Below are 4599 nucleotides of genomic sequence, written 5' to 3'. Positions count from 1 at the left end.
TAGCCGACAATCAAGGAAACAAGCCAGCCGAGCAGGGAATCAAGCCCCCACAACAGCAACGCCATAACCAGAACAACAGCCACAACAATCAGTGTGGTCTGCGTGGTTTCTTGGCGAGTTGGCCACACGACTTTACGAATCTCGGTGCGAGCTTCCTTAACCAGTACAAAGAAAGACTTGCCCTTGACTGTCTGCAGGCCTACAAAGGCAGCTACAGCAGCAATGGCGAGCAATGCTAGTACACGGTACAGGATCGGCGAAGCAGAGTAATACTGATTGCCAACAACGCCAACAACCACCAAAGCGACTACTACTAGCCACTTGAGCAGATCGAAGCGAGAGCCTTGAGCTTCAGCTTTAGGAGTCATCTATGAAGATCCTGTGAAAAGAAAGCCAGACACACCAAGTGAATCTGGCAGGTCAGGAGGGACTCGAACCCCCAACCTACGGTTTTGGAGACCGTCGCTCTGCCAATTGAGCTACTGACCTAAAACAAAATCAGGCCGACCATTATGCCGGCCCGAAAAAGACATTACAACAATTTACTCGATAACCTTCGCTACGACACCAGCGCCGACGGTACGACCGCCCTCACGGATTGCGAAACGCAGACCATCTTCCATTGCGATGGTTTTGATCAGAGTGACTGTCATTTGGACGTTGTCACCTGGCATCACCATCTCAACACCTTCCGGCAATTCGCAGTTACCAGTCACATCAGTCGTACGGAAGTAGAACTGTGGACGGTAGCCTTTGAAGAATGGCGTATGACGACCACCTTCCTCCTTGCTCAGAACGTAAACCTCAGCAGTGAACTTGGTATGCGGCTTGACAGTGCCCGGCTTGACCAGAACCTGGCCACGCTCAACATCATCACGCTTGGTACCACGCAGCAAAACGCCGCAGTTCTCGCCAGCACGACCTTCGTCGAGCAGCTTGCGGAACATCTCAACACCAGTGCAAGTAGTTTTGACAGTGTCACGAAGACCAACAATCTCAACTTCTTCCTGAATGCGGACAATGCCACGCTCAACACGACCAGTCACAACAGTACCGCGACCGGAGATCGAGAACACATCCTCGATCGGCATCAGGAACGGCTTATCAATAGCGCGTTCAGGCTGCGGAATGTAGCTATCCAGAGTCTCGACCAACTTCTTGACGGCGGTAGTGCCCATCTCGTTGTCGTCTTGACCGTTCAGCGCCATCAGCGCCGAACCAATGATGATCGGAGTGTCATCACCTGGGAAATCATAAGTGCTCAACAGATCGCGCACTTCCATCTCGACCAGTTCCAGCAGCTCAGCGTCGTCAACCATGTCAGCCTTGTTCAGGAAGACAACAATGTACGGAACGCCAACCTGGCGGGACAGCAGGATGTGCTCACGGGTTTGCGGCATCGGACCATCAGCGGCCGAGCAAACCAGAATTGCACCATCCATCTGAGCAGCACCGGTGATCATGTTTTTTACGTAGTCGGCGTGACCAGGACAGTCAACGTGTGCGTAGTGACGCACGGCCGAATCGTATTCAACGTGAGCGGTGTTGATGGTAATACCACGAGCTTTTTCTTCAGGGGCGCTATCGATCTTGTCGAAGTCAACCTTTGCCGAACCGAAAACTTCGGAACAGACGCGAGTCAAAGCAGCTGTCAGGGTGGTCTTGCCATGGTCTACGTGACCAATGGTGCCGACGTTGACATGCGGCTTATTGCGTTCGAACTTTTCCTTAGCCATCAAAATCACCCCGAGGAGAAGAATTGAGCAAGTCAAACAAGCCATTAAAACAAAGGCAGATATTTTCATATCTGCCTTGTTATATGGAGCTCTTGAGCGGATTTGAACCGCTGACCTCACCCTTACCAAGGGTGTGCTCTACCAACTGAGCTACAAGAGCGTAACACTGCGCAGGATCTGCAAACATGGAGCGGGTAGCGGGAATCGAACCCGCATCATCAGCTTGGAAGGCTGAGGTTCTACCACTAAACTATACCCGCGAGCTTGCAGCTCTCGCTAAAAATGGTGGAGGGGGAAGGATTCGAACCTTCGAAGTCGTAGACGTCAGATTTACAGTCTGATCCCTTTGGCCGCTCGGGAACCCCTCCTAAGCGAGCCGGCATTCTATATCATGCCAGCCTTCTGTCAAGCATTTTCTCATTAAAAACCTGAGGTTAGCTGCGTTGACGTCGCTTCGAAGTGTTAACCGTTAAAGGTGTTCACTGCGAAGCGGGCGCCATTCTATGCAAACTATTCCGCGGGTGCAACCCCCTCGCACGGCATTATTTTATGTTTTAACTCATTGAATTCTCTGGAAAGGTTTTTCAGCTGCGAGTCATCCAGCCAGCGTCGGCTTTCTGGTGCCACACGCACCCAATAACCCGCAGACTCCGAGGGATCCTTCGGCAAGGATTGGTACTTGATATCCATACCACTCAGCCGCCGCTCAACCGCCTGAGCGGCTTCCTGACGCGTAAAACCGCCCAGGTAGAGGCAACCACTGTCGGCTGGGGCAGATTTCGCCTTATCGCGAGTCGCGTCAGTCGTCTCGCTCAATAAGCGAATGTCCTGTTGCGATCCCCGATACAAACTCAACGGCGTTACGTCTTTCGCACGAAGAGGAGCCTCTTGTTGGTGCCAGATGTAATAGAACACATTGAGGACAAGCAGCAGCAGGAACAACCAACGCATAAAAACCTCAGGACAAGGGACATGCCATAGCCAGACCTACAAAGACCAGATCCGGGACCACACGAGCTTCGGGGACGACCTCCGAGACCAGGTCCGCATCACCACCAGTGAGAAACACATCAAATTCCTCCCCCCAGTAACTGCGCGCCAACTCTAACTGAGTCAAGACAAAGCCTCTGAGCATCAGCAAACACCCTCGCTCGACCGCCTCAACGGTTGTACGGCCGGGAACGAGACTTTCCAGGGCGCGCTCCGCCGCGAGATCTCCATATCGAATTTTGCGGGTATGGGTACGTAACTGGTTTCGCATCAGCGGCATTCCCGGGCATATGAAGCCACCGATATGCCCCCCATCCCGGGAGATGAAGTCAGCAGTTACTGCAGTACCAAAATCGAGCACAAGGCACGCACCCGCTGCGAGATGAAAACCTCCGAGCATCGCCAGCCAGCGATCAAGCCCTAGCCGCTCGAACTCTTCATAACCATTACGAACCCCGGACATTTCGCGAGCCGGGACCGCACACATGACTGACACACTGAAAGCATCTTCAAGCAGAGCAATCAATGCAGCGGTTTCCTCGGCAGTCCTGACACTGACCAACCGACAAAACTTGAGAGCCAGGCCCTCGAGGGCCATCAAGCTCTCCAGCAGCGCAAGATCGGAATCAACGACACCCTCGCCAACCACCCGCCGGGCATCCGCGTCGAGCACGCGCCACTTGATGAAACTGTTTCCGCAGTCGAGCTCAAGAATCATCACGCAACCTCAGACTAAGCTCACCGCCACTAAAGACTTTTTCCACACCATCCACCTTCAAGCGCAGAGCCCCCTGATTATCGATACCGAGCACTTCGCCATCTATCTGGTTAACACCGGCAATCAACGACACAGGCCGCCCTTGCCATAGATGATTTTGCTCCCACTCTGCCTGGATGGCCGAAAATCCGTCGACTTGATGACGACTTAAATAAGCCTGAAGCATGATGCCCAACTCCGCGACCAGGTGATTGCGATCGAACACCTTGCCTGACTCCAGCCGCATGGATGTCCACTGCTGATCAACCTCATCAGTCATCTGCATGTTCACATTGATGCCAACACCCAGCACCACATGACACACATCGGCAGGATCCCCCACCAGCTCGAGCAATATTCCGGCGATCTTCTTCTGCCCAACCAGAACATCGTTGGGCCATTTTAATCCCGCACCCGAAACCCCGAGCTTGCGCAATGCCTGCATGACGGCGAGCCCAACAACAAGACTCAAGCCTTCAAGCTGACGCATCCCGCCTTCTATACGCAGTACCAGGCTGTAATAGATGTTTTCCGCAAACGGACTCACCCACTTCCGACCACGTCGGCCGCGACCAGCGGTCTGGCGCTCGGCGAGCACCAGAAATGGCGCGGCTTGGCCCCGCTCTACGGCGCGCAATGCTTCAGCATTGGTGGAGTCAATTGAATCGAAAACCAGAACAGGCCAATCACAAGAAGGCGCCCGACCTCTTATCTCCGCAGGATCAAGCAGGGTTAGCGGTGCAGCCAACTGATAGCCACGCCCACGCACCTTATGGATGGACAAGCCCAGCTCAGCCTCCAAATGCTGAAGCTGCTTCCATACGGCACTACGACTGACGCCCAGGGCAACGCCCAGGGCCTGACCTGAATGGAATCGGCCATCTTTAAGAAGCTTTAACAACGTCAGCATGCAAGTCTCGCCTCACAATGAGGCCCGCATGATAGCTATGCCCCGAGCCGTTGCATAGAAACTGTACAGACCACTTTCCTGCGGACAAAACAAAACCCCTACCTGCGTACACAGATAGGGGTTTCGGAATTTAATCTTGACGATGACCTACTCTCACATGGGGAAACCCCACACTACCATCGGCGATGCATCGTTTCACTGCTGAG

Annotated in this window: 5 protein-coding genes and 4 tRNA genes; all 9 read right to left on the bottom strand. The window is 53.6% G+C overall.

Going from position 1 to position 4599, the window contains the following annotated elements; all coding sequences use genetic code 11:
- Window positions 1-368 (bottom strand): preprotein translocase subunit SecE (gene secE, locus ACIPL2_RS34990; RefSeq protein WP_008145488.1); only part of this gene is annotated, 368 nt, incomplete at its 3' end.
- Between the two features lie 45 nt (window positions 369-413).
- Window positions 414-489, bottom strand: a tRNA-Trp gene (locus tag ACIPL2_RS34985).
- Between the two features lie 53 nt (window positions 490-542).
- Window positions 543-1736, bottom strand: coding sequence for an elongation factor Tu (tuf, locus tag ACIPL2_RS34980; protein ID WP_007896619.1), 1194 nt, complete (start codon window positions 1734-1736; stop codon window positions 543-545).
- 84 nt (window positions 1737-1820) lie between these two features.
- Window positions 1821-1896: transfer RNA gene (locus ACIPL2_RS34975), tRNA-Thr, on the bottom strand.
- Between the two features lie 26 nt (window positions 1897-1922).
- Window positions 1923-1996 (bottom strand) — tRNA-Gly (locus ACIPL2_RS34970).
- 23 nt (window positions 1997-2019) lie between these two features.
- A tRNA-Tyr gene (locus ACIPL2_RS34965) sits at window positions 2020-2104 on the bottom strand.
- A gap of 142 nt (window positions 2105-2246) precedes the next feature.
- Window positions 2247-2687: a hypothetical protein gene (locus ACIPL2_RS34960; protein ID WP_401365352.1), complete on the bottom strand. Its 441-nt coding sequence runs from the start codon at window positions 2685-2687 to the stop codon at window positions 2247-2249.
- Between the two features lie 7 nt (window positions 2688-2694).
- On the bottom strand, window positions 2695-3444 hold the full coding sequence (locus tag ACIPL2_RS34955) for a pantothenate kinase (RefSeq protein ID WP_401365350.1): 750 nt from the start codon (window positions 3442-3444) through the stop codon (window positions 2695-2697).
- The gene (gene birA, locus ACIPL2_RS34950) at window positions 3434-4393 is read right to left on the bottom strand and encodes a bifunctional biotin--[acetyl-CoA-carboxylase] ligase/biotin operon repressor BirA (RefSeq protein ID WP_401365347.1); all 960 of its coding nucleotides are present in this window, start codon (window positions 4391-4393) and stop codon (window positions 3434-3436) included. The genes ACIPL2_RS34955 and birA overlap by 11 nt, the downstream gene beginning before the upstream one ends.
- Window positions 4394-4599 lie beyond the last annotated feature (206 nt).

It is taken from the genome of Pseudomonas sp. NPDC086251, from assembly GCF_044746405.1.
In the GTDB taxonomy this organism is placed as follows: Bacteria; Pseudomonadota; Gammaproteobacteria; order Pseudomonadales; family Pseudomonadaceae; genus Aquipseudomonas.
This window is presented reverse-complemented; position numbering and strand designations above follow the sequence as displayed.